This window comes from Bartonella sp. 220B, assembly GCF_026930205.1.
In the GTDB taxonomy this organism is placed as follows: Bacteria; Pseudomonadota; Alphaproteobacteria; order Rhizobiales; family Rhizobiaceae; genus Bartonella.
In genome coordinates, this window is record NZ_JANHOI010000035.1 from 1 (window position 1) to 3,679 (window position 3,679).

Consider the following 3,679-nt stretch of genomic DNA (forward strand, 5'->3'; position numbering starts at 1 on the left):
TGTTACAGGAGCGCAAAGATTAGGACAATTAATAAAACGTAATCCAATGAAAACTTTGTCTGCTGGTGCGATGTCTTACGGTGGAGAGATTATGCGTCCAGAGGAGGCACATGCACCAACTGGACCAAAGTTACCGGCTTTGCCGCAATTACAAACACCACCCGATATAACCCCTGGTGCAGAAATGCCTCTTGGTGTTGGTAATCATCCTCCTCTACCGAATGCATCAATGCTTGAACAACAAATGCTTACGCCTAAGGTTGATGATGAAAAGCAAATTAATGATGCAAGCCAAAACGTATCACCAGCAGTTACATCCCAAACACCACCCTCTCCACAAAGTAATTTACAGCAGTTTTTCCAGTCAGACGCTTATAAAGGGCTTAAAGATCTTTTTGCTGGTATGGCAGCAGCTGATGATGATGCTTCAGGATGGGCTACGTTTGCAAGTGGTGTTAAGCGTCTTAACGAAGGTGGTGAACAAAGAGAGCAAGTTAACCAAACAGTGGAGTATCTGAAATCCAAAGGTTACAGTGATGAAGAAGCGGCTGTCATGGCGCGTAATCCTCAACTGCTTAGTGCATTGCTCACAGGTGGTACAGATAGAATAAAACATTACAATGATGGGAGTTCGTTAGTACCGGATTCAACTTCTCCAACGGGATGGAGAGTGGTTAATCACCCTAATGGGAAAGCATATATGGACAAAGAACGAGAAGCTGCTTTACGTCAACATAAAAACGTATATGCAAAGGTTTTGCTAGACGATATTGATTATTTGCAGAGATACCTTGAGAAATTTAAGCATAAGGCTACAGGTAATATAGCTTTAGCTGCTAGTTATGCGTTCTCAACGTCCGAACAATCGGATGCACGACAGGTTTTGGAATCAATCCAGTCTCGTATAGGGCTTGATCGTATAGATCAAATGAAAATGTTATCGCCAACAGGGACGCTAGGACTTGGAAATGTTAGCGATAAAGACATTGAAATGTTAAAAGAGTCTCTAGGGAAATTAAATTTACGTATGTCTGCACGAGAGCTTAGACGGCGCTTGTGGATAATAAAAGATGTTTTATCAAGACTGAACCCTGAAGTACAAGGTATTGTATTAGGTAAGATTGAAGCTACAGAAGATAATATGAGAAATGCCGTTACGGCAGCAAATAGCCAAAATGCTACTAATCAGGTGATGTCACAAGCAGGTATTGCAAACCTACCGGCTGTAAATAGCAGAGAAGACATAAATCGTTATCCTTCTGGAACACATGTTAGTTATGGAAATGTGGTAGTAGCAAGGAAACCAAAAAATGCGCAATAAACATTACCGTATTGGTGATCATGTACCAGAGCTTGGCGATGATGTTTATGTAGTTGGGTATATGTCTGATTATGGACGCAATCAAGCAAGCCAAACAACGAAGAATGCTTCACCTCATAAATACCGTATTGGTGATCATGTACCAGAGCTTGGTGATGATGTTTACGTAGTTGGATATACGTCTGATGATAACGACCGTTCTTATGAAGATACACCACAGTCTCCAGAGATCACACAAAGTGAAGCTTTTTTGAATTCTTTAAAGCATGGTCTGAGTTTTGGTTTAGATGACGAAGTTGAAGCAATTACAGCGGCAGGGCGCGATTCTGATGATGATTGGGCAATACCGTCTTTTATCAGGGGGATGATCGGATATTGGGGCGGTGATAAGAAATACGAAGATAAGTATGATAAAGTTGTCAATGAATTACGTGATTATCAACGTAGGATGAGTGATACGCATTATTGGACATCTTTGGGTGGAAATATTTTAGGGTCTGCTTTGCCTTCACTTGCAACTTTAGGGGCAGGGGCGGGGGTAGGACTAGCGAGGTGGGCTGGGGGGCGTTTTGCGCCTCATGCGACTTCAAAATTAGGTCAACTATTCTCGAAAGCCATACCAACACCGGTAGGAACGGTAGGGAAATGGGTAGGTGCAGGAGGAAAATATGTAGGTGAGAAAGCAAGCCCATTTTTAGGTATTACGAACAAAACAACATTGCCGCATTTGCTTAAAGTAGGAGCGTTATCTGGTGCATTACATGGAATCGGTGAAGGTGAAGGGTTAGGTCATACGCTTCAAAGTGCAGCACTTGGTGCAGGTTTTGGAGCAGGAGGGGCGGCGGTTGGAAGTGCTGTTGGTTCTGGGCTTGGTTCACTTGGTGGATTGGCAGCAAGAGCTGTTTCGCCCTCTCATGTAAAAGGTGTTCCCAAAGAAACATTAAGAGAAATTACTAAGCATTTAAGCAATGATACTGCTGAAGCGCTTGGAAAATCTTTTAAAAATACAGCAAGCCCTAATGATTATGTTGTCGATCACAGCCCTATCTTACAGGATCTTATCTTTGAAATTTCAAGAAAAAATCCGGATGCGTCTCTTGATTTAATCCAAAGAGCCGGTGCGAGAGCGAAGGGAGGAGGAGAACGTATTCATCAGGCTGCTGATGAATATTTTGTTCCTCGTCAAAATGTCACAGGTTTGAAAGATGATCTTATTGCAAGTAAGAAAGCAGCAACAGAATCCCTTTATGGAATAGCAAAAAAGACACCGATAGGGGAAAAATATTATGGTGCTCTTAATGAATTGATGGAGCGCCCCTATTTCAAACAAGCTTATGATCAAGGGTTAGATGAGTTCACAAGTGGTGGGAACAAAGTTAACCCATTTTCTTCTAAAAAGTTTAGTCTTCTCAAGGAAGAACCGAACATGGGGGTTCTCCATGAAACACAGCGTAAGCTTCGTTTTATGATAGATACAGCAAGGAACACGGGAGATGATAGTAAAGTTCGTACTTTAGTAGGCATCCGGAAAAAATTATTAGAGATTATGGATGATGTATCGTCTGAATATACGAAGGGACGGGCACTGTATCGTAAATATAGCTCACATGTAGATGCTATGCGTGAAGGAGAGAAAGTCCTTAGCAAGGCGTTTGATAAAGATAAATTCAGTAAAATTTTTGGTGGATTAGCAGAAGGCGAACAAGAATACTTAAAAAAAGGAGCAAGAGCAAAACTTTTAAAGGGTATGGATCAAACGAAAGATAAAGTCTCCAAGGCAAAACAGATTTTTGATACAGATGATCTTTATTCAAGATTTGCAAACATTTATGGATCGGATAAAGCTTCTGCTGTTAAGAAGGTTGTCGATAGAGAAGCCAATTATGCTGATCTTTATAATAGGATACCAAATCGAATAGCGGATGAAAAAATATCTTTTACGCATAATATAACCCCGCCTACAAGTGTAGCAGATGCAGCTATGCAAACAGGAAAAGCTACTCTGAAAGCGTCGTACATTCCCTTTAAAACAACAGCTTTGAGAGAGCGTCAACGCATAGAAAAGGACGTCGTCAAGTTGTTAACAGGGGGAACAAATTTTTCCAATGATGAAATCGTCAATATCCTTCAAAGAATGGTGCAGGCACAACATAAAGGATATGTGACGAAAGAGTGGATGAAACAAGTTTCTGCTGCTTTATTTGGAGGGGGAGGCAAAGCATTTGCGGGGCAATTTAATATGCTGAGTGCACCACGATAAAGGAGGATGTATAAGTTATGACCCGCTATAGTCATCCGATAGAACAAGCGATACGTCAAACGGCATCACGCTATGGCTTGCCTGAGAGTTATTTGTAT

The 3,679-nt window shown here is 41.4% G+C and carries 2 protein-coding genes and 1 pseudogene; all 3 read left to right on the forward strand.

Annotation, left to right across the window (positions count from 1 at the left end; translation table 11 throughout):
- Nucleotides 1-1,321 (forward strand): hypothetical protein (locus NPX99_RS08400; RefSeq protein ID WP_269031384.1); only part of this gene is annotated, 1,321 nt, incomplete at its 5' end.
- On the forward strand, nt 1,311-3,581 hold the full coding sequence (locus NPX99_RS08405) for a hypothetical protein (RefSeq protein WP_269031385.1): 2,271 nt from the start codon (nt 1,311-1,313) through the stop codon (nt 3,579-3,581). The genes NPX99_RS08400 and NPX99_RS08405, both read left to right, overlap by 11 nt.
- A gap of 17 nt (nt 3,582-3,598) precedes the next feature.
- A pseudogene (locus NPX99_RS08785) lies at nt 3,599-3,679 on the forward strand (transglycosylase SLT domain-containing protein); the annotation flags it as partial.